This window comes from Pseudomonas gingeri (assembly GCF_013385425.1).
Lineage (GTDB): Bacteria > Pseudomonadota > Gammaproteobacteria > Pseudomonadales > Pseudomonadaceae > Aquipseudomonas > Aquipseudomonas gingeri_D.
Map to the genome: position 1 here is coordinate 1 of NZ_JACAQA010000068.1, position 589 is coordinate 589.

Genomic DNA, 589 nt, shown 5'->3' on the forward strand with positions numbered 1-589 from the left:
TGGCTCGCCCCCAGGCCAGGCGGATAAGGTCGTTCTTGCGCATGAATTCGTAGTGGATAATGGTGATATCCACCCCGGCGTCGGCTTCAATCGGTCCGACGCCATTGTCGATAATCTCCTGTGGCACCACATAGCGCAGGCCCGAATGGCCGGGAATCGACGGGTTATCGTCGTAGCCGCCGGGGCGGTCAAGCTTGACGAACAACCTCAGCCGCCTTGAGTCCTCGGGAGTTTGACCCGGGACGGTCACCCGGTAGAACACCGGGTCGGCATCGCCTCTGACGATAAAACCCTTGCTGATTGTAAAGAACAGTTGCTCGTTGGCATTGCCGTCGATCACGTCCGTCCAGACCGGGGCTTGTTCATTACCCCAGTAGAAGCCGATCGCGTCACCGTTCTCCATGGGCTCCCAAGGGTCGACGATGCATTTCAAACCACCTTCGACCAATGCGGCGCCGATACCGCCCTGGTAGTCTTCGAAGGGCGGGGCCATATTGGGGATGATCGGCGCGTAAAGGTCCCGCAATGGATTGCCATTGCCTGGCCTGGCAGAGGGGGATGGCTTTTTCATGAAAGCATTCCTGCGTAG

General features: G+C 58.7%; 1 pseudogene. It reads right to left on the reverse strand.

Features of this window, described 5'->3' with window-relative positions:
- Window positions 1-571, reverse strand: a pseudogene (locus HX830_RS31845) (hypothetical protein); the annotation flags it as partial.
- Between the last annotated feature and the right edge of the window lie 18 nt (window positions 572-589).